This window comes from Paraburkholderia sp. UCT31 (genome assembly GCF_014397655.1).
GTDB classification, from domain to species: Bacteria; Pseudomonadota; Gammaproteobacteria; order Burkholderiales; family Burkholderiaceae; genus Paraburkholderia; species Paraburkholderia tuberum.
Window position 1 is genome coordinate 25,556 of record NZ_VZQP01000031.1, and the last position, 20,847, is coordinate 46,402.

At 61.4% G+C, this 20,847-nt stretch carries 13 protein-coding genes; 8 read left to right on the plus strand and 5 right to left on the minus strand.

Features of this window, described 5'->3' with window-relative positions; translation table 11 throughout:
* The first annotated feature begins 660 nt into the window (after positions 1–660).
* Positions 661–1,773, plus strand: coding sequence for a lactonase family protein (locus tag F6X40_RS24570; protein ID WP_187629559.1), 1,113 nt, complete (start codon positions 661–663; stop codon positions 1,771–1,773).
* 517 nt (positions 1,774–2,290) lie between these two features.
* Positions 2,291–2,869 (plus strand): acetate uptake transporter, encoded by a 579-nt coding sequence (locus F6X40_RS24575; protein ID WP_184065455.1) that lies wholly within the window; start codon positions 2,291–2,293, stop codon positions 2,867–2,869.
* Between the two features lie 437 nt (positions 2,870–3,306).
* Here F6X40_RS24575 and F6X40_RS24580 read toward each other — a convergent pair whose 3' ends face one another.
* On the minus strand, positions 3,307–3,729 hold the full coding sequence (locus F6X40_RS24580) for an ACT domain-containing protein (RefSeq protein ID WP_090803525.1): 423 nt from the start codon (positions 3,727–3,729) through the stop codon (positions 3,307–3,309).
* A 286-nt stretch (positions 3,730–4,015) separates the two neighbouring features.
* On the opposite strand from F6X40_RS24580, the gene acs reads away from it, so the two are divergent.
* Positions 4,016–6,076 carry an acetate--CoA ligase gene (acs, locus tag F6X40_RS24585; RefSeq protein ID WP_187629560.1) on the plus strand — a complete coding sequence of 687 codons (2,061 nt, stop codon included), beginning with the start codon at positions 4,016–4,018 and terminating at the stop codon, positions 6,074–6,076.
* Positions 6,077–6,227: 151 nt separating this feature from the next.
* Here the strand turns inward: acs and F6X40_RS24590 are convergent, their stop codons facing one another.
* Positions 6,228–8,282: a sigma-54-dependent Fis family transcriptional regulator gene (locus F6X40_RS24590; RefSeq protein ID WP_187629561.1), complete on the minus strand. Its 2,055-nt coding sequence runs from the start codon at positions 8,280–8,282 to the stop codon at positions 6,228–6,230.
* Between the two features lie 310 nt (positions 8,283–8,592).
* Between F6X40_RS24590 and F6X40_RS24595 the strand changes: the two genes are divergently transcribed.
* The 5 genes from F6X40_RS24595 to F6X40_RS24615 all read left to right on the plus strand — a co-directional run bounded on the left by F6X40_RS24595 (position 8,593) and on the right by F6X40_RS24615 (position 15,994).
* Positions 8,593–10,119 carry an aldehyde dehydrogenase family protein gene (locus F6X40_RS24595; RefSeq protein ID WP_187629562.1) on the plus strand — a complete coding sequence of 509 codons (1,527 nt, stop codon included), beginning with the start codon at positions 8,593–8,595 and terminating at the stop codon, positions 10,117–10,119.
* Positions 10,120–10,491: 372 nt separating this feature from the next.
* Positions 10,492–10,743, plus strand: a complete 252-nt coding sequence (locus tag F6X40_RS24600; RefSeq protein WP_187629563.1) for a PAAR domain-containing protein — start codon at positions 10,492–10,494, stop codon at positions 10,741–10,743.
* Positions 10,744–10,784: 41 nt separating this feature from the next.
* Positions 10,785–14,633 carry a type VI secretion system Vgr family protein gene (locus F6X40_RS24605; RefSeq protein ID WP_187629564.1) on the plus strand — a complete coding sequence of 1,283 codons (3,849 nt, stop codon included), beginning with the start codon at positions 10,785–10,787 and terminating at the stop codon, positions 14,631–14,633.
* Positions 14,634–14,646: 13 nt separating this feature from the next.
* Positions 14,647–15,237, plus strand: coding sequence for a hypothetical protein (locus F6X40_RS24610; protein WP_316251843.1), 591 nt, complete (start codon positions 14,647–14,649; stop codon positions 15,235–15,237).
* A gap of 154 nt (positions 15,238–15,391) precedes the next feature.
* Positions 15,392–15,994, plus strand: coding sequence for a hypothetical protein (locus F6X40_RS24615; protein WP_187629566.1), 603 nt, complete (start codon positions 15,392–15,394; stop codon positions 15,992–15,994).
* Positions 15,995–16,053: 59 nt separating this feature from the next.
* Here F6X40_RS24615 and F6X40_RS24620 read toward each other — a convergent pair whose 3' ends face one another.
* From F6X40_RS24620 to F6X40_RS24630, 3 genes are all read right to left on the minus strand, one after another.
* Positions 16,054–17,808 (minus strand): diguanylate cyclase, encoded by a 1,755-nt coding sequence (locus tag F6X40_RS24620; protein ID WP_187629567.1) that lies wholly within the window; start codon positions 17,806–17,808, stop codon positions 16,054–16,056.
* A 3-nt stretch (positions 17,809–17,811) separates the two neighbouring features.
* Complete coding sequence (locus F6X40_RS24625) at positions 17,812–19,551, minus strand: SulP family inorganic anion transporter (protein WP_187629568.1); 1,740 nt, start codon at positions 19,549–19,551, stop codon at positions 17,812–17,814.
* Positions 19,552–19,665: 114 nt separating this feature from the next.
* The gene (locus tag F6X40_RS24630) at positions 19,666–20,715 is read right to left on the minus strand and encodes an SDR family oxidoreductase (RefSeq protein ID WP_187629569.1); all 1,050 of its coding nucleotides are present in this window, start codon (positions 20,713–20,715) and stop codon (positions 19,666–19,668) included.
* Between the last annotated feature and the right edge of the window lie 132 nt (positions 20,716–20,847).

The window sequence follows — 20,847 nt, forward strand, 5'->3', positions numbered from 1 at the left end:
CCCCGGCTGCAGCCCGGCAGCGATTGGCGGCACGCGACCCCTTCGAGTGACTCAATCCACGTTGACGAATGTCCCCTTGCTGCCCTACAGGAGGCCATCGTCAATCTGTTCGCCCCGAAGGGCTTTTCAAGTCAAGGCCGAAGGTAGTCCATGGGCAGCACTTATTGGCGGATCAGTCATACCTTTGCTGGGATTCAACGGCATCGGGAGCACCCGTCAAAAAATGTTCATGGTCAAGCGGCCCGGATGGACTATATACAAACGAGGGGCGGCGAATGGCTGTACGTCCAACGAAAACCGCCCTTGACTCAGGTCCGCGAGAGCCGCAGTCAAGCCGAACGGAGATGTACGACGCCGAATAGTCGCGACCCGTCTTTTCCCACATAAACCGGTCAGTGGATTGCAGCGTTAGCATCATTGCCGGGGGCGATGCGCTCCCGGCCAATCCACCGCGGCCCGATGTTCCCTGTTCGACCTCCTTAACCACCGTTAGTAAACGCGACAAGGGGTGAAGTAATGAAACAGCTCGCGAACTGGGTAACGCTCTTGCAGGTCTGCCTGTAGCCCAATTTATCAAGGACGTAACGTGCAGCTACCTGCTCTGCCCACTCGTCCATCCGACGTCACCCGTTCGCTCGTCGCCCACGCAAGGAGTACGCCATGTCATTTATCACGTGCCGTTTAACGTTTCTGTTGCGAACCATCGCGTTCGCTACGGCGTTAGGATTCGCTTCAATCAGCATTGCGCAAGCCGATTCGGAGGTCGATCCGCCAGGAGCGGTTTACGTTCTGTCAAACCAGCCGTCGGGGAACTCGGTTCTTGTCTATTCGCGCGCTGCCAACGGAATACTCACCTATGAAGCCACGTACTCAACCGGCGGCCAAGGAGCAGGCACAGGAACCGATCCGCTAGGCTCGCAGGGTTCGCTGACGTTGCAAGGGGGCTTTCTGTTCGCCGTGAATGCCGGCAGCAATGAGGTTTCGCTGTTCGCGGTCGACGGCAGCAAACTGACGCTGCTCGACAAAAAACCATCGGGCGGTCAAATGCCCGTCAGCGTGACAGTCAAGGGGCCCATCGCGTATGTGCTCAATGCCGGCGGCACACCGAACATCAGTGGCTTTATCGTCGACGCGTTTGGCAAGCGTCTCGTTCCGTTACCGGGTTCACAGCGACCACTTGCCGGCGGAAACCTCGCCCAGCCCGCGCAAGTGAAGTTTGCGCCGGAAGGCAACGAACTGCTCGTGACCGAAAAGGGCACACAATTCATTGACACGTATTATGTCGGCTTCACCGGTTACGCCTCGACTCCAACCCCCCATAGGTCAAACGGCGTCACGCCGTTTGGCTTTTCCATCACGACCCGGGGTTATGCGATCGTCTCCGAGGCCGGGTCTGATTCGGTTTCCTCATATGAGGTCGAGGACAGCAAACATCTGACTTCCATCAGTGCAGCAATTCCCTTGGGCCAGAGCGCCCCTTGCTGGCTTGTCACCACGGGCGATGGACGTTTTGCCTACACGGCCAATGCCGGTAGCGGCTCGATCAGCAGTCTGCGGATCGCGGCGGACGGTACAGTACGCTTGCTCAATCCGACTGCAGGCACACTCAGCGCTCCCCTTGACATGGCGCTCAGTGGTCACAGCAAATTCCTCTACGTTCGTGAAGGTAACGGCGCTGTAAGTGGCTTTCACGTGATGCCAGACGGAACACTCGAGCCACTTGGCTCAGTCACCGGCGTACCGCCGGGGGCACAAGGGATCGCGGCGCGCTAGACACATCTCCCCCCGCGCGGGGAGATGTGCACGCGGGATCATGCTTTCGTATCCCTGTATCGGCAGCCTTTGCGCAAGAAGGTTGCCGGTACCGCTGAGCACCCGCCGTCCATCTTGACCCGATTGAAATCGAGGCTCCCGGTCAAGCAGGTGTTAGGTGAGTCCAAACGGGCGACGGTGAGCGAGTCGAATCCCATCACTTTCTTCTGCCCAACCGACGCTCGAAAGCCATTGACCCGCTTTCGATCACGTTCATACGGGTAGCGACACGCTGCGTCTATCTGGCGGTCATCCTCCAGCCAGATCAGTACCATCCGATTCGGCGAGCGGCGCAACGCATCCTACACTTAAGTTGAACCGCGCAGGCTTGCACGTGGCTGCGCCACAAATTGGGCCGAACGCATATTGCGCTGATGGCCATCGATAGCGAGCATGGCGCGGTCGCGTTCGGCGGCGACCGAGGGATTCGTATCGCCTCCGGATATGTCTCAGAGGCTAACCACCAAGGAGGCGGTTTATGAACAGTAAGTTAGCCAACCCGGCGCCGCTCGGGCTCGCTGGATTCGCATTCACCACATGGATGCTCAGCATGGTGAACGCCGGCTGGTTCGACAAGGATGCCTTGGGGCTCGTGCTGGCGCTAGCGTTCGCTTTCGGCGGCACGGCGCAGATGATCGCGGGCGTGCTCGAATTTCCACGCGGCAATACGCTAGGCACGGTGGCGTTCCTCAGTTACGGCGCCTTCTGGTGGTCCTTTGCGCTGTTCGTCGCGTTCCTGGGCACCAGGGTGCCTGAGGCCTTCATCGGCTGGTATCTGTTTGTGTGGGGGGTCTTCACGTTCTACATGTGGATCGGCTCGCTGCACACGAGTACGTCTGTGCAACTGGTGTTTCTCTCGCTGTGGATCACTTTTCTGCTGTTGGCGATCGGCGCATGGACAGGTATGGGCGTTGCCACGCGGGCCGGCGGCTATGTAGGCTTGATTACCGCTCTACTGGCGTTCTATGCGTCGGCGGCGATGGTGATCAACGAAAGCTTCGGACACACCGTGCTTCCGACACACGACTGGGCACAAGCCCATCCGCGAGCGGCCTAGCCACTCGGCGCGGGTCGGCCGGCGTGCAGCAAGCGCGCCGGCCAGTCAGGCCTGCGGTGCTCCATGGAGACGGAGACCAAGTCTGAGTATCGAGTCTTTCCGGTATCAGCTAAGTGGGTCGAGAAAGGTGGACCGACTGGACTCGTTACGAGGCGATGGATCGCCGTTCGATGGAGGTACTCTGATGTTCGAACGAATACCCCTGACAATTCGCGCTATCGGCGGGTGTGATCACTGGCCGGCTCTACGACGTCGTAAACGTGTCAGGACGAAACGCAAAAGGTGCTAACACACAGCAAGATACCAGCGCTGGTATATCGGAGCCGGTGAACAAATTCGGGGCGTCGGCAGCATGTCGCCTTCGTCTTGTCTGAGAAGTGGGCCATGCCGGGCACACGGCATTGCGGCACCCGTTGCTGTCGCGGCGGCGCAACGTCCTACGCCTGCTGCAAAATCTCCATTGCACGAATCGTGTCGCCCAGCGCGTCCATTGCCAGATAGGCAACGAACTGTGTGCCGATAGCGGCAGCCGAAACGCCGCGAAGGTTGATTCCCCCGGTAGCCAACTTTTGGGTCAACTCTGCAATGATGCCCGGCCGGTCGGGGCCCATCACCCGCACCGAGTGAAGACTCGGGAGGACGTTGAACCCCACCTGCGAGGCGGCACGAATTTCTCGGTCGTTCTGAAGCGGCGCGAGAAACACGACTGCCTTCCCCGGTGCTTCCGCAGTTCGACGGGAGATGATGAATTGCAGGTTCGCTCCGGCATCTCGCAGGACACTTAACACTTCGGCGAGACCGCCGGGCCTGTCCTCGATTGTGGCCGCCCATACATCGACACGTTCAACGAGCAGATCCATGGCGCCTCTCCCGTTTGATGAACCCCAATGAAAATTTAGTTCAGGGTTGACCGACCGGCAAGTCAACGCTCGTCGTCGCGCTAACACCATTGGCCCTCGGGATGCAGCTCTTTGACAGGGAATACGTTGCTTGGCATTGCATCCGCCCTGGCCTTAAATTCGTTATGCAGCGCACGGACTGTCGCGCCTGGTGTCCAGACCCATGAGACAAGTCAAAAGACGCGCTGCCGCGGGTAGCGTGGGACACCTCGTGTCCCTGGGCACCTAGAAGCAAGGAGGAACTGTCATGTCACGAGACAAGTCATCGCGCCGCGCTTCCGCAGAGCAACAAGCGGCCGAGGTTTCCGAGGCGCAAATCGCCGTGCACTGGCCTGAAGAGGAATATTTCCCGCCGCCCGCCTCGTTCATCGCCCAAGCCAATCTGACAGACGCGGGAGTGTTTGCACGTTTCTCTCTCGACAAATTCCCCGAGTGCTTCAAGGAGTTCGCGGACCTTCTCGACTGGTACAGGTACTGGGACACGATGTTCGACGCGAGCAATCCTCCGTTCTGGCGCTGGTTCGTCGGTGGTCGGATCAATGCCTGCTACAACTGCGTGGATCGTCACCTCGCCGCCTACCGGAACAAGGCCGCGATCCATTTCGTGCCAGAGCCCGAGGACGAGACGGTCCAGCATGTCACCTACCAGGAACTTTATGTCCGCGTAAGCGAGTTCGCGGCCATGCTACGCGACGTCTGCGGTCTAAAAGCCGGTGACCGGGTTACTCTCCATATGCCTATGGTGGCGGAGCTGCCCATCACGATGCTCGCCTGCGCCCGGCTCGGGGTGATTCACTCGCAGGTATTTAGCGGCTTCAGCGGCGCGGCCTGCGCCGACCGCATCCTGGATTCCGAGAGCCGTCTGCTGATTACGATGGACGCTTACTGGCGTGGCGGCAAGCTGATCGATCACAAGGAAAAAGCCGACACCGCGTTCGCCGAAGCTGCAGGGAAGGGTCACCGGGCCGAGAAGGTTCTGATCTGGCAGCGGTATCCGGGCAAGTATTCGAGTCCGACGCAGCTCGTGGAAGAACGCGATGTCATCGTCAACGACGCCCTCAAGGCGTTCCGCGGCAAACGTGTCGAGCCCGTGCAGATGCCCGCTGAGGCACCGCTATTCCTCATGTATTCGAGCGGTACCACGGGCCGCCCCAAGGGGTGCCAGCATTCCATTGGAGGCTATCTCGCCTACGTCGCCTGGACATCGAAATACATCCAGGACATCCACCCCGAGGACGTGTATTGGTGCATGGCCGACATCGGCTGGATTACCGGTCACTCCTACATTGTCTACGGCCCGCTCGCGCTCGCGGCCTCGTCGGTCGTGTACGAAGGCGTGCCCGTCTACCCCGATGCCGGGCGCCCTTGGCGAATTGCCGAAAACCTCGGCGTCAATATCTTCCACACGTCGCCGACTGCGATCCGCGCACTGCGGCGCAGCGGACCGGACGAACCCGCGAAGTACGGCTATCACTTCAAGCACATGACGACCGTGGGCGAACCCATCGAGCCCGAAGTCTGGAAGTGGTATCACCGGTCTGTCGGGAAGGGGGAGGCCGTCATTGTCGACACGTGGTGGCAAACTGAAACGGGCGGGTTCCTTTGCAGCACGGTGCCGGCGTTGCACAAGATGAAGCCCGGCAGTGCCGGTCCGGGAATACCTGGCATTCATCCGGTGATTTACGACGACGCCGGTAATGAACTTGCAAGCGGTTCCGGCAAGGCGGGCAACATCTGTATTCTCAATCCGTGGCCCGGCGCGTTTCAGACCATCTGGAGGGCCCCGGAGCGCTACGTGAAAACGTACTATGCCCGCTACTGCCGGGATCCCAGGAGCAAGGACTGGCGCGACTGGCCCTACATGGCGGGAGACGGTGCTGTCGACGCTGCGGACGGCTACTTCCGGATTCTCGGTCGTATCGACGACGTGATCAACGTCGCCGGCCATCGCCTCGGTACCAAAGAAATCGAGTCAGCCGCCCTGCTTGTCCCCGAAGTCGTCGAAGCGGCTGTCGTGCCGGTCGCCGACGAGATCAAGGGCAGAGTGCCCGAACTGTATGTTTCGTTAAAGCCCGGGGTGGAAGCTTCGGAGGAGCTTGCAAAGCGGGTCACAAACTCGGTGGTCGATCGGATCGGAGCCATCGCGAAGCCGCACCGGGTGGTCATTGTTCCGGACATGCCCAAGACCCGGTCGGGCAAGATCATGCGGCGCGTGCTCGCAGCACTTTCAAACCATCAAGACCCCGGAGACGTATCCACGCTGGCTAACCCGGAGGTCGTTGACAGTCTGCGGGAGCTCGTGAAGTAATGGGGGCTACGTCCATGATCATCACGCGGCGCGCGCGGCGGGCGGGCGGCCATCGGGCGCCGCAGCCTTCGTCACCCATGTGACTCGACTCATAGGGAAAACTGGCCGGTCACCGCGGCCATTATCGATTGGTCCTGCGAAAACTCCCGCGTCAATCCTTTTCCGCCACCCGCCCCGGCTGCACAGCCGGCATCCTGCGATAGATCGTGTTCCGCGAGACCCCGAGCGCACGCGCCGCGGCAGACACGTTTCCGCCATAGCGCGCCAGCGTCATCGCAACCACAGAGGTGGCAACATCCTGCAGCCGAGCACCGTCGGGCAGCGACGCATCGCCAGCAGCAGAGGCATCCGCAGCCGAACCGGCCGAAATGGCTGAAGAGCTCGAAGCAGCCGACGCAGCAGAGTCCCCCTGTCCAACCTCGCCATCGCCGCAACCCGCGCCCCCCACATCATCCAAAAAATCATCCGGCAAATGTTCCCACCGAATCACCTCATCCTCATCCACCATCGCCGCCGCAGTGCGCAGCAGATTAGCCAGTTGCCGACAGTTACCCGGCCACGCATGTCGGCCGAACACCGCCATCACATCAGCCGCAACGCTGAGCGCCTGCCGCCCCCCGCTTTCGACTGATTCCCACTGCAACATCTTTTGAACGACGACCGCGAGATCGCTCCGCTCACGCAACGCCGGCAAACGAACCGCAAGCCCGTTGATCCGATAGTAAAGATCCTCACGAAACTGATTCTGCGCGATCATCTCGCGCAAGTTGCGGTGGGTCGCGCAAATAATGGAGACATCGACAGGAACCGCCCGCGTCGCCCCAAGCGGCGTCACAACCCGCTCCTGCAAAACACGCAGCAACCGCACCTGCAACGAATACGGCATATCCCCGATCTCATCGAGAAACAGTGTGCCTCCATTCGCCTGCATCAGCTTGCCGATCGCCCCTTTCCGCCGCGCTCCGGTAAACGCACCCTCTTCATACCCGAATAGCTCAGATTCGATCAGCGACTCCGGAATCGAAGCACAGTTAACCGCAACAAACCGCCCATCACCTCGCGGCGAATCGTTATGAATCGCCTGCGCGAGCAACTCCTTGCCGGTACCGGTCTCGCCGGCGATCAGAATCGGAATATCCTTGCCGAGCACCTTGCGAACCTTCGCGATCAGTGCGGACACACGAGCATCGCCAGTATCGAGATCGCTGAGCCGCGACAGTCCCGCAGCCGGCTGACGCGCGTTTGCGCATACCGGTCGCGGTGCGGCGACACCTTGCACATCCACCGCCCCATGCCCCAGCCCAAACGACGCCCGCCTGAACTGCCCGCGCGCGCAAACCACCGCACCGTTGTGCAAATTCAGCATCAGATGCGGCGCGACGCCATGCGTCAAACGATCGATCAATTGCGCATACGAGATCTGAAATAGCGACGACAGCGTATGCGCGCGCAACGCAGCGAGCGACAAGCCCAACTGAAACTGCGCACTTCGATTCGCGGACAGAAAGCGACCATCATCGGTAAATGCAATGATCCCTTCCATCAGCGTGCCGAGAAACTCAGGACGTCCGTGGAAAGATACTTGCAGGACGTCGCGAAACGCAGTCGAGAACAGATGGTTTTCGATCATCTGCACCGACATTTTCGCGAGTGCCGTCGTGTGCTGGTGATAGCTGCGGTGGTCGCCCGTCACGTCGAGCACGCCGATCAGATCGCCGTACGGATCGAGAATCGGCACACTCGAACAGGTCAGGAAGCGGTTCGCCGCCAGATAGTGCTGATCGCCATGAACGACCATCGCACACCCCTCGGCCAGCGAGGTACCGATCGCGTTGGTCCCCTGACGATCCTCGGCCCAGTTCGCGCCAGGCCGCAGCGCCACTTTTTCCGCGCGATGCAGAAAGTCGTCGTCGCCGATCGAATGCAGGATCAACCCGTCGGCGTTGGTCAGCACGATCATGCTTTGCGTGTTGACGATCTGCTCGCGCAGCGTCTCCATGACCGGCATCGCATGCGCGCACAGCGCCTGGTTCTGTTCGCGCTTCAGCGCGAGGCCCGTGTCGGACAGAATGTCGTAATCCGGCCGGATCGATGCGCGCAGGCCGAACGTCTCGGAGCGTTCGTGGGCTTTCTGGATCGCCGGTGCGGGCCAACCTTTGGAGCGATTAGCCGCCGCCACGCTGAGCGGATGAACGTCGTCGCGCATTGTCTCCTCCTGAATGCGCCCGGGTCGTGCCGGACGCTTTGATGCGTGTCAACAGAATACTCCCTTTGTCAGTGCGCCCGACGCGTGCGGCGACCCCGCGCGGGCCCGCATCCTTGATCTGCGTCAGCGTCGGCCGGACCTGCGGCGTTTCTGAACACCCGCAGCCCGCGCACCTGTTCCGAAACGAAACACTTCCGCCATGCGGCTCACCGCAATCCCTGAAATATCCCACTTCGATGCATTGGTACGGTTCGTGCCTGATGTGGTCCCGCGCAGTCACCCGATCACCATCACAAAACGGAGACAAGTGATGAATCCATTTGACCTGAAAGCCCTCGGCATCGACATCGAGTATCCCTATCGCCAGCGTTACGAAAACTACATCGGCGGCAAGTGGGTACCGCCGGTCGGCGGCGACTATTTCGACAACGTGTCGCCGATCAACGGGCAGCCGTTTTGTCTTGTGCCTCGCTCGAGCGCTGCCGATATCGACCTCGCCATCGACGCCGCGCACGCAGCGCGCCGCAAATGGGCGAAGACGTCGGTGACAGAGCGCGCGAACCTGTTGCTGGCGGTGGCCGAGCGCATGGAGAAGAACCTGAAGCTGCTAGCGGTCGCCGAGACGATCGACAACGGCAAGCCGTTGCGCGAAACGATGGCCGCTGACCTGCCGCTCGCCGTCGATCATTTCCGCTATTTCGCGGGCTGCATCCGCGCGCAGGAAGGCGGCATCTCGGAGATCGACGACAACACGGTCGCTTATCACTTTCACGAGCCGGCTGGGGTGGTCGGTCAGATCATCCCGTGGAATTTTCCGCTGCTGATGGCCGCATGGAAGCTCGCGCCCGCGCTCGCGGCCGGCTGCTGCGTCGTGATGAAGCCGGCCGAGCAGACGCCGGCTTCGATACTCGTGCTGATCGAACTGATCGGCGACCTGTTCCCCGCCGGGGTCATCAACATCGTCAACGGCTTCGGCAAGGAAGCGGGCGAAGCGCTCGCCACCAGCAAGCGCATCGCGAAGATCGCGTTCACGGGCTCGACGCCGGTCGGCAAGCGCATCCTGCACGCAGCCGCGGACAACCTGATCCCGTCGACGGTCGAACTCGGCGGCAAGAGCCCGAACATCTTCTTCGCCGACGTGCTCGATCGCGACGACGCGTTCCTCGACAAGGCGCTCGAAGGTCTCGCGATGTTCGCGCTGAATCAGGGCGAAGTGTGCACGTGCCCGTCGCGCGTGCTGGTTCAGGAGTCGATTTACGAGCGCTTCATCGAGAAGGCGATCGCGCGGGTGGAACGCATCAAGGCTGGCCATCCGCTGAACCTCGAAACGATGATCGGTGCGCAGGCATCGCAGCAGCAGCTCGACAAGATCCTGTCGTATATCGACATCGGCCGGGACGAAGGGGCGCGGTGCCTCGTCGGCGGCGAGCGCGCAACGCCTGGCGTCGGCCTCGGCGAGGGTTTCTACGTGAAGCCGACGATGCTGTTCGGCAACAACGATATGCGTGTGTTCCAGGAGGAGATCTTCGGGCCGGTCGCCTCGGTGATGACGTTCAAGGACGAACAGCAAGCGATCGAACTCGCGAACGACACGTACTATGGCCTGGGCGCGGGCGTGTGGACTCGCGACGGTACCCGCGCTTACAAGTTGGGACGCGAGATCGAGGCGGGACGCGTGTGGACCAACTGCTATCACCTGTATCCGGCGCATGCGGCCTTCGGTGGCTACAAGCAGTCGGGGATCGGGCGCGAAACACACAAGATGGCGTTGTCGAACTATCAGCAGACGAAGTGTCTGCTGGTCAGCTATCAGGCGGAGGCGCTGGGGTTCTTTTAAGCGAAGTGCGCGTCGTCTATGGACGGCGCGTGCCGAAGAATGCAGCCGTGCGGCGTGGTGGCCGCTCCGGCTGCATCAATCGATGCGAAATCACGAAGTCCGCTCAGACCTCAGTCCGCCTCGACTTCTCCGCCAAAGCCGCATTCCGTCATCAGTCTTTCTAAAACCGGAAGCATCGGCTCGCGAGCGCGCTGTTGGCAGGTTCATCCGGGGCCTCGGCGCATGGGGGATGCTTCTTCTGGAAGCTGTGAGATCCCGTTCGCCCGACAAATCAAATAAATCGCCTACATAGGCTAAAAATTCATCCAATTCCGAATGCTCCTGGTTGCCCCGCTCCCGATACTGTCGTTCGCACATAACAGAGGATGAGCGATGAAGAACGGCAACGGCCAGCCGATGATCCGGCTCGCAGACAAGACGACGCACGACGGCACGGTCATCGAGGCCGCGACAGACCTCATGCACATGGGCATCCCGGTTGCACTCGATGGAGACGGCGTCGAGTGTCCGAGGTGTGGCGGTGTCTATCCGATCATCGCGACCGGCCAGCGAACCCACAACGGCAAGCGGGTCAGCCATGCCGGCGACAGGACGGGCTGCGGCGCGATCCTGATCGCTTCATGATCGCTTCCCGATTGCCACGAAACACCGAGCTCCTTGCACGCATGGTCGAACCCGCACAGGACCGCACGCTAGGTCTTTCCAGTGACGCGCTACCCACATGGGGCAATGAGCCTTTGCTGGCTCCGCTACGCCTGCGCGGCACCGAATCCCTGGGCAAGCTCTATCGATACACGCTCGATGTGGCGACGATCGAAAGTCCGACGCTCGGATTGTGGCAAGCCCAGGAACTGGTCGTACCCGATAACCTGATTGGCAAAGTCATCGACATTTCGATCGCGTTCGACGGGAACGGATTGTTCGGTCAACAGGAGTTGGAACCCGGTGACGTGGCACACGCGGGCGCGGGCCGCCGCACGATTTCGGGCCTCGTCACAGGCATGAAACAGACCGGCACCGACGACCGGCGCGCCCATTACCGCTTCGTCGTGCGCCCCTGGCTGTGGCTGGCCACGAAGAACCGCGAAAGCAGGATCTTTCAGGACGCGAGCGTAACGGACATCACCGACCGGATACTCAAGGAGCGTTATCACTTTCCGGTGGTGATGGAGTTGGGCGCGACCGGTCTGTGCGAAGGCTACCCAAAGCGGGACCATGTCCGGCAGATGTGGGAATCCGATTTCGAATTCCTCACGCGGATCTGGAGAGAATGGGGAATCTACTATCTGTTCGACGGAATGACGCTGGTACTGTGCGATTCGCCCGGCTCGCACAAACAGCACGACAACGGCTACGACACTATCCGCTATCACGCGCCTGACAGCCGGCACGTCGACGAAGAACACATTCACAGACTCGAGGTCTCGCGTCAGATCACGACGGGCAAGGTCAGTCTGATCGACTACGACTACACGCGCCCCGGCATGCACTTCGAGGGCGAGTACGAGAGCTTCAGCGAACGGGCCTTCGACAACATCGAGCAACACGGCTGGGGCGACTACTCGCAACCGCTCGCCGGCGCGACGGGATTGTCGGGTAGGCGAAACAACTTCCGCAATGAAGCCGAACACCTCGCGAGCGTGCGCGTCGATGCAATGCGCTGCCACCGGCTACGTCTGAAGGGCCGAGGGAATCTGCGCGGCCTGACAACCGGGAAAACATTCTGGCTCGACAACCATCCGCAATGCGACATCAACGCCGAGTACCTGGCGGTATCGACCACACTCGACATTCGCAACGCGCCGCAGAACACACAGCCGTCCGATAACGACACGAACGACGCGTTGCGCCAGTGCGTGACCAGCTTCGTGCTTCAGCCTGCCAATACATTCTTCAGAAACCGCCCGAAGAAAAAGCCGCGCTGCGCGGCGGAAACGGCGATCGTGGTTGGGCCCGAGCACCAGCCGATCTGGGTCGATGGATACGCGCGCGCCAAGGTGCGTTTCGTGTGGGACCGGCTTGGCCCGACAAACGAGAGCGCCAGTTGCTGGGTGCGCGTGTCGTCGCCGTGGCAAGGCAATGGCTTCGGCGCGATCTATCCGCCGCGTGTCGGTCAGGAGGTCATGGTCAGCTACCACGAAGAGGACCCGGACAAGCCGTACGTATCGGGCCGGATGATCAATGGCTGGAACCAGCCGCCCTGGAAACTACCGGATAACCAGGCACTTTCAGGCGTCTTGAGCAGTGAGCTCAAAGGTGGCTGCGACGGCCAGACCAATCACGTCGTACTGGATGACACGCCGGGCCAACTCCAGGCACAGCTCGCCAGCGATCACGCACGCTCGCGCCTCGTGCTGGGCTACAACACGCGGGTCGTGCGCGAGGCCGGCCGACAGCAGGCCCGCGGCGAAGGCTGGGAACTGGCCACCGACGCATGGGGTGTCGCGCGCGCCAACAGAGGCATGCTGATCACCACGGAGGCGCGTCGCGGCGCGACCGAGCCGGCAAAGGATCTCGGCGAGACCGTGGCGCGCCTCACGCAGGCGCGCGATATCCACGAGAACCTCGCGGGTCTCGCGCGGCAGTATGAGGCACAGGAGCAACAGACCAGTCAAAGCGACGTATCGCGGGCCATCAACACGCAGAACGAGGCGATACGCGGCGTCGCGGCGCGTGCGGACCTTCCCTTCCCGCAACTGGGCGCGCCCGACATGGTGCTGGCCAGCGCGGCGGGGGTCGGTCTCACCGCAGCGCAAAGCACGCACGTGGCGAGTGTCGAACACATCGCGCTCACAGCGGGCGGACACGTCAGCATGGCGGCGGCGAAATCGCTGCTGGCGTCGGCAATCAACGGCGTGCGGGTGTTCACGCAGAATCTCGGCATCAGGCTCAAGGCCGCGTCAGGCAAGGTGCGAATCGACGCGCAGAGCGACGATGTCGAGATCATCGCGCAGCGGGTCGTCAGCATCATCAGTAGAACCGATTCGATCAATCTGATGGCCAGCAAAGAGATCGTGCTCCATGCGGGAAGCACGAAGGTGGTCATCAATTCGGAAGGGTACAGGGTCTATACGGATGGAGAGCATCGGGTCCACGCGCGTGGTCATCAAACCGACAGGCCAGCGGCGCGGCCTGTCAGTGTGCCGGTAACGCCCGGAAAGCCGGGCAAGCTGGCCGCGCATCATGTTCTGATCGAACACGCTACGGGCTTTGCGCTGCCGAACCAGCCGTACCGGATCACGCTCGACGATGGTCAGGTGATTCAGGGCGTGACCAATGCGCTTGGAGAAACGAGTCTCGTCACGAGCAATCTTCTTGCATTCGCGACGGTTGAACTGTTCGCCGCGAGCGAACCGGACAAGGTTATTGCGGTGAGCAGAGGCGCGGTGATCAGGGAGGCGAACGAGCCGTTTGCGGGCGCAGTGCCCAACGCGGAGAAACGCACCGCCAGGGTCGCAGGAAAGGCCGTGGCCTCTCCCAATCAAAGCGCGACGACGGAAGACAAGCCGCCCGAATTCGTTTCATGCGATCCGATGAACTTCGGTCTGCGCTTTCATCACTTCATCAACGGTGCGACCGAGGCTGATGCGCCGGCTGGTATGTCGATGCGCAAGGATGTTGAATATCCAGTGACCAAGGCTTATACGGCTGCGATTAAAACCGCGTTGCAGGGAATCGATTGGGCCGGGGTGAGGTGGCCGTTGACTTCCAGTTCGATAGAGACGATTCAAAACGCGGTCACGCCGCAACTGGAAATCGCGCTTGGTGCCGGGCCCTTTGGATTGCCACGACGCGATGCCGCCAACTCGGAAAAAGGTGGTGCCATGCCAAAGCTTGTGATTGTCGATCCACAGCGGGCAACGCAGTACGCCCTGCGGCAGGATGTCAGCGCCGCATTCATCGGGAAGTACTGGGTAATCGCCGTCAACGAGAGCGAGATCGCGCACATCGTCGAACTCAGGGACCAGCCGGCCTCGCTGGATAACCGTCTTAGGGCATTTGCCGACACTCTGTATCACGAGTCTCGCCACTGTCAGCAGTACTTCTGGATGCTTTCTTTGCTTCAGCACTTTCCGGAGGACTACAGAGACCTGCCGAATGTCCAGACGTTGTATTGGTCGACGATGCTGAAAAAAGCCTATACAGCGGCTGGGAACACGTCGCTACCCGACGATCAACGCGTTCACATCGGTCTGCACAGGATGCTTGTATTCCACTACTACTGGCTGATTTCCTACATGCAGAACAAGCGGGGCTGGGAGTACGTCAGGCGAGATCTCCCGAGTGCTGAAAGGAAGGTATGTGACCTGCTGAATGTCTCCGCTGAAACAGCTCAAAAAATGGTGCAATTCGAAACCGGCTATAGGAGCCAGATTCATGAAGAAGATGCCTACGCCTGCGCGGAAGTGGTTCAGGCCTACTGGCGCAATCCTGGTGATCCTCTCGTTCGCAATCCCGGTACATGCACGGCTCAGTACGCTGACGCCCTCAGGATCGTCGGGGCCAGGAACTGAGATGAGACCGACTGTGACCGACGCCCAGCGCGACATGGCCTTGAGAATATTGACCACGGCAATGGCGATCCTGCGGGACGACCAGCCCTTCGATCCCGCACATACGATATTCGGCCGCATTCTTGCAGCGCGGCCTGAGCGCGGCGTGGTAGGTGTTACGGAGTATTCCTTCGAGAATCCGGCGTTCCCACGGACGGAAATCACCGTAGTTGTGATACCCGATCCGCTCGACCGCTCTGCCGACCGCGCGCAGGTCAAGCAAGTCATGCTGGACTTCACGATCCGTTTCAGTCCACTGTTGACGGACATTAACCGTTCGACGCTGGAAGACCTCCTCCAGGTCGATATCGGCTACTGGATCGACGGCAACGGCGAGCGGCGGCCCGGCAACGATATGGGAACGGCGCCACCGCAGATTCGGCTGCATAGCTATCGCTATCGTGCTTCGAATCTGTCAACGAGCCGGTTTCCGGTGGACGTCGAATTTGCTTTCGGCGACCCCGACCCGAACGATCCGGCGCCGGACCAACCCAAAACGCCGGTCCTGATGGACGTTCTCCTCAGTCGTGACTACTCCGCGTTGAAACGGCAACACCGTGAATAGAGCCCGTCTTGAACAGCAGGTGGCAAAGCGCCACGGCGCGCGGAAGTGGTTCAGGCCTACTGGCGCAATCCTGGTGATCCTCTCGTTCGCAATCCCGGTACATGCACGGCCCAGTACGCCGACGCCCTCAGAACAGTCGGGGCCAGGAGCTGAGATGAGACCGACTGTGACCGATGCCCAGCGCGACATGGCCTTCAGAATATTGACCACGGCAATGACGATCCTGCGGGACGACCAGCCCTTCGATCCCGCAAATACGATATTCGGCTGCATTCTTGCGGCGCGGCCTGAGCGCGGTGTGGTAGGTGTTGCGGAGTATTCCTTCGTGAATCCGGTGTTGCCGGACACGCAAATCATCGTAGTTGTGGTACCCGATCCGCTCGACCCCTCGGCCGACCGCACGAAAATCAAGCAGGTCGTGAGGCGCTTCACGATCCGCTTCAATCCACAATTGACGGACATCAACCGCTCGACGCTGGAAGACCTCCTCCATGTCGATATCGGCTACTGGGTCGACGGCAACGGCGAGCGGTGGCCCGGCAACGATATGGGAACGACGCCACCGCAGATTCGTCTGCATCACTATCGCTATCGTGCTTCGAAACTGCCGATGAGCCGATTTCCGGTGGACGTCGAATTTGCGTTCGGCGACCCCGACCCAAAGGATCCGGCGCCAGACGAACCCAAAACGCCAGTCCTGATGGACGTTCGCCTCAATCGTGACTACTCCGCGTTGAAACGGCAACACCGTGAATAGAGCCCGTCTTGAACAGCAGGTGGCAAAGCGCCGCATGTACAGAGACGACATCCGCATTTTCAGCTTTGCATGGACTCGCTTGCCACCACCCTGTTTCGCCCACCCGCCTTCGCGGCGTACAGTCGCTGGTCCGCGACCGCAATCAACCCCTCGAGGTCAAGGCAGTTATCCGAGACACTCTCCGCCACCCCGATCGATATCGTGAACCATATCTCACGGCCTGGCGCGGTACGGGTTAATTGCGTCTCCTGAAGGACGCAGGCGTTGCGGGCGACGGCCTCGCGCACGCGCTCCGCAATCCGGGCCGCGTCGTCCGCGGTCGTATCGGGCAGCAGCACACAGAACTCCTCGCCACCCAGACGTGCCATCAGATCCCCCGGGCGCACGGCAATCCTGACCACGTTGGCCAGGTGCTTCAGTGCCTCGTCTCCGGCAGCGTGCCCCCAGTTGTCGTTGATCACCTTGAAATGGTCGACATCGATCATCAGCAGCGCGATGCGGCGCTCGTCGTTGCGCCGTGAAAGTGCGTCGAATTCCTCATTCAAACGGCGGCGGTTCGCGAGACCGGTCAGGGGGTCCGCGAGCGACAATTCCCGCAGCCGCCCGTTGAGTGCCATCTGCGTGGAAAGAAGCTGGTCGACGACAAAAAGAGTGGCCCAGAGAAGCAATGCCATCAGTATCCACACCCCGGCAAACAGCGCGCTGCTCAAGCGAACGACCGAGAAGAATACGGTCGCAGCGGATACATAATCGGTCAATACGAGATCCGCCGTATCCAGCTTTCTGAAGAGCAGGAAGTCCTGTCCCGCACTCAACGTTCCGCTGGGTGTCCGAAACAGCGTGGAAGCAGAGAGCGTGTTCCACTGCGCCGGCAGAGTCTTCAGCCAATTCTCATCATTGACCGAGAAAGTACTTCCGCTCGTTGCAATTGGCATCCCGCTCGGGTCTATCAGAGCGTGAGTTTCATCCGCTGTGGTGTTGTTCCACAGATAGTCCTGAACGATGCGTTGCGGGACCACAAAGAATATGAGGCCGCGAACCACGTCGTTACTCATCACCGCTGTCCCAAACAGCAGGCGAGGTCCTGCCGGGTTCTTGCGCCCGCGAACCGGATCGAACGTGACGTCATAGTCGAGCGGGTTCTGGTTGGCCAGCTGTAACAGGCGCGAGCTGCCGTACATTTGCAACAGCCGGACTACCTCGTCGTCGTCAACGGTTGGGTGAGCGACCACGATACCGGTCGGCGAGACATATACCGCGCGTTCGAGCCCGGTGCCCATCTGGAATTGCACGGCAAACAGCCGGCTCATCAATTGGGCGAGCCGCAGGTCCTCGACAAATGTGGGCTCGTCACGGTGCAAACCAGGAGTCACCGCGAGCTGCTGTGTGCCGATACCCCGAATGGGGGCGTCGATATCGCGAACTTGAAGATTCCAGACGCGCTCGTCCTGCGCCCGGAGTACCGCCTGGAGCGAGGCATCCGGTGTTCGATCGAGCTGTGCTGTCCGGTCCGCAAGAAGCCGCTCGGCACTCTCGCGAAGAAACTGCAAGTGCTGCCTGTTATTCCGGACCGCGACATCGAGAACCCTGGCCTGAATCTCGAGCCGATGCGAACGGTTATCGAGCTCCCGGGCACGTACGAGAAAATATTGGTGTACGGCAAGAATCAACGTGACAACGAATACCACGCCGAAACACAGGATCACGGTATGCCGCGGACGTGAACTGGCGCGGTCCCAAACCGTTTTCGCAGGCGTTTTAGAAGCGGACGGCAGGCGCATGCCGGCTCTCCGGTGATCCAGCTCCAGGTCCAAATACTATTCCTTCCCAACCATCTCGACATAGCTATCAACCGCACTGTTCACCGTCGGATGAAAGCCCGCATCGCCAATCAGATCGGTCAACTCGAAGCGTCTGAGCTTGTCGCGAACCGGATCCTTCACCTCTGCAAAGTGCAGCGCAATCCCGCGCTCGTCGAGCGTGCGCGTCAGTTCCCGCAGCATGTCGGCGGAGGTGACGTCCACGCTCGTCACCGGTTCGGCCGCCACCACCACACACCGCACCGGTGCCGGCGATTCGGCGACGGCTTCCAGCAGGCGCTCCTGAAACTGCTCGGCATTCGCAAAGAACAGCGGTGCATCCCAGCGAAACAGCACGAGCCCGGGGATTCGCTGGGCATGCGGATAGCGCTGCAAGTCGTGATAGCCGCGCAAACCTTCGACGCGACCGAGCACCGCGTAGTGCGGTCGCCAGCCGTCCCACAGAAATTCGATGACCGCGATCACCACCGCGAAGCAGATGCCGGGAATCGCACCGAACACCGCGACGCCGGCAAAGCAGGCCATCGACAGCCAGAACTCCCATTGCTGGATGCGGAAAATCCGCTTCAGGTCCGTGATCTCGAACAGACCGATCGCCGCCGCGATGACGACCGCGGCGAGCGCACTGTTGGGCAGGTAGCGCATCAGATTGGGCGCGGCCATCAGCAGCGCCGCGACCGCCAGCGCGCCGACGACGCCCGTCAGTTGCGTCTTCGCACCCGCCGCCTCGGCGACCGGCGTGCGCGACGAACTGCTGCTGATCGGGAAGCCGTGGAACAGGCCGGCCGCAAGATTGGCCGCGCCGAGCCCGACCATCTCCTGATTGGGGTCGACGCGGCTGCGAAAACGTGCCGCGAAAGTTCGCGACAGCACGCTGGTATCCGCGAACGAGATCAGCGCGACCGCGCAGCCGCCGAGCAGAATCTTGACCAGATCGGCGTCGGTGACCCACGGCAGCGCAAAGGTCGGCAGGCCTTGAGGAATCTTGCCGAGCACTTTCACACCAATGCTATCGAGGTGCAATGCGGTTACGCACAACGTCGCGACGATCACGGCGATCAGGATGCCCGGCAGCTTTTCGAAGCGCTTGAGAAACAGGATCAGCACGAGGCTTCCAGCGCCCACCGCGAAGCTATACCAGTTGGATTTGCCATCGGCGATGGCCTGCACGAGGCTCACGATGTCCCGCAATGGCCCGCGCTCTTCGATTGAGATGGCAAACAGTTTGGGCAGCTGACTGACCAGCACGGCGAGCGCAATGCCGTTCATATAGCCGTATCGAATGGGTTTCGACAACAATTCAGTGATGAATCCCAGCCGCAGCAAGCCCATCAAGATACAGAACAGGCCGGACACGATCGCCATCATGCTGGCCGCCGCAATCGCGCGCGACGGGTCGCCCGCAGCGATTTGCACCACGACCGCCAGAATCGGAGCGGCGAGCGCGGAGTCGGGACCGAGCACGAGAATCCGGCTCGGACCGAACAGCGCATACGCCAACAGCGGAACGATCGTCGCGTAGAGGCCGTACACGCCAGGGACGCCGGATGCCTCCGCGTAAGCGATCCCAACCGGCACCAGCATCGTGGTCAGTACCAGTCCCGCCGTCAGATCGTTCGGCAACCAGCTCAGCCGGTACGTCTTGAGCACCGTCAGTCCCGGCAGCCAGCGCATCCAGCGGCGCGCGCTGCTTACAGCAGTCTGTTCTTTGTGAGGAACTGGCCTGTCCGCGTCCATTTTTGGAATGTTCGTAGTCGAGGACGCCGCACCACGGTTTGTGGGCGGTACCGTCATTCGAAGGATAGTCCAGACATTCCGTCGGCGACAGGGATGAGGCCGACCGGCCGCGGATCAGGGCCGCTTGCGCCTCAGCAGCCACGCGACGCCCCCCGCCAGCGCCATCGCTGCCGCGCCGTACACCGCATTGCGATGCCGATCGGTGAACATCTGCCAGCAGTACGCACGCGCTTCGTCATCGAAGCGACCATGCGAAGTGTAGTGGCCCGGCACCGGCTCGTAGAGATTCGCGGGCGCATCGGCGGGCAACGGTTCATCGGTCAATTGCCCGTCGTAACCCGCCCGCGCGAGATAGCGGTCGAGCAGCGTCGGCGCGATCCGGTTCGCGAGGATCGCCTTGACCGTCGACCACCCGACCCACACCTGCCGCCGTCGATGGGTGGCCGCAAAGTAGATCGCCCGTGCCGCCACTTCCGGCTGAAACACCGGCGCCACCGGCCGTGCCCTGCGCCCCGTGCGATTGAGCGCCCAGTCGAATTGCGGCGTATTGACCGCGGGCAGATCGACCATCGTCAGATGGATATCGACTCCGTCGTGCAGCAACTCGGAACGCAACGAATCGGTGAAGCCGCGCACGGCAAACTTCGCGCCGCAATAGATCGACTGCAACGGCACCGACCGGTACCCGAGCGCCGAGCCGACATTGACGATCGTCCCGTGCCCGCGCGCGCGCATCACGGGGAGCGCCGCCAGCATGCCGTTGACCTGCCCCAGATAGGTCACCTGCGTGCCGCGCTCGACATCGCGCGCGCTGAGCGCCGACACCGGCGCAAACGCGGTCGCCATCGCGACGTTGACCCAGACGTCGATGCCGCCCCACTCGCGCTTCACACGCTGCGCCGCGCGCTCGATCGCGTCGGCATCGGCGACATCGGCCGGAATGGCGAGTGCGCGCACGCCATAGGTCGCGGCGATCTCCTCGGCGGCACGAGCGAGCCGTCGCGGCTCGCGCGCGATGAGCCCAACGTCATAGCCCTGCCGCGCGAATTCGGACGCGCTCGCGCGCCCCACGCCGGCACTTGCCCCTGTAATGACGACGACGCGCTTGCGCTCGACGTCGCCGCTGCGGGTCTCGGTTTGCACCGTCACAGCGTCGCTGGCCACTTTGAACACCTCCGAGGTTGCACATCCAGTGAGGTGGTGAAGCAAAGCGCAGTCCCGACGATTCGAGCTCGGGATCTACGAATTGCGCGCGAGTCCAGCGCACGCTCGGCCGCCGGGACGCCGGCCGCGGAA

Excerpts from the sequence above, each read along its gene's own strand:
- F6X40_RS24580 (WP_090803525.1), bottom strand. The coding sequence starts at position 3,729 with ATGGATCTGCTCGTTGAACGTGTCGATGTATGGGCGGCCACAATCGAG.
- F6X40_RS24595 (WP_187629562.1), top strand. The coding sequence starts at position 8,593 with ATGAATCCATTTGACCTGAAAGCCCTCGGCATCGACATCGAGTATCCC.
- F6X40_RS24615 (WP_187629566.1), top strand. The coding sequence starts at position 15,392 with ATGAGACCGACTGTGACCGATGCCCAGCGCGACATGGCCTTCAGAATA.
- F6X40_RS24605 (WP_187629564.1), top strand. The coding sequence starts at position 10,785 with ATGGTCGAACCCGCACAGGACCGCACGCTAGGTCTTTCCAGTGACGCG.
- F6X40_RS24625 (WP_187629568.1), bottom strand. The coding sequence starts at position 19,551 with ATGGACGCGGACAGGCCAGTTCCTCACAAAGAACAGACTGCTGTAAGC.
- F6X40_RS24570 (WP_187629559.1), top strand. The coding sequence starts at position 661 with ATGTCATTTATCACGTGCCGTTTAACGTTTCTGTTGCGAACCATCGCG.
- F6X40_RS24575 (WP_184065455.1), top strand. The coding sequence starts at position 2,291 with ATGAACAGTAAGTTAGCCAACCCGGCGCCGCTCGGGCTCGCTGGATTC.
- acs (WP_187629560.1), top strand. The coding sequence starts at position 4,016 with ATGTCACGAGACAAGTCATCGCGCCGCGCTTCCGCAGAGCAACAAGCG.
- F6X40_RS24590 (WP_187629561.1), bottom strand. The coding sequence starts at position 8,282 with ATGCGCGACGACGTTCATCCGCTCAGCGTGGCGGCGGCTAATCGCTCC.
- F6X40_RS24600 (WP_187629563.1), top strand. The coding sequence starts at position 10,492 with ATGAAGAACGGCAACGGCCAGCCGATGATCCGGCTCGCAGACAAGACG.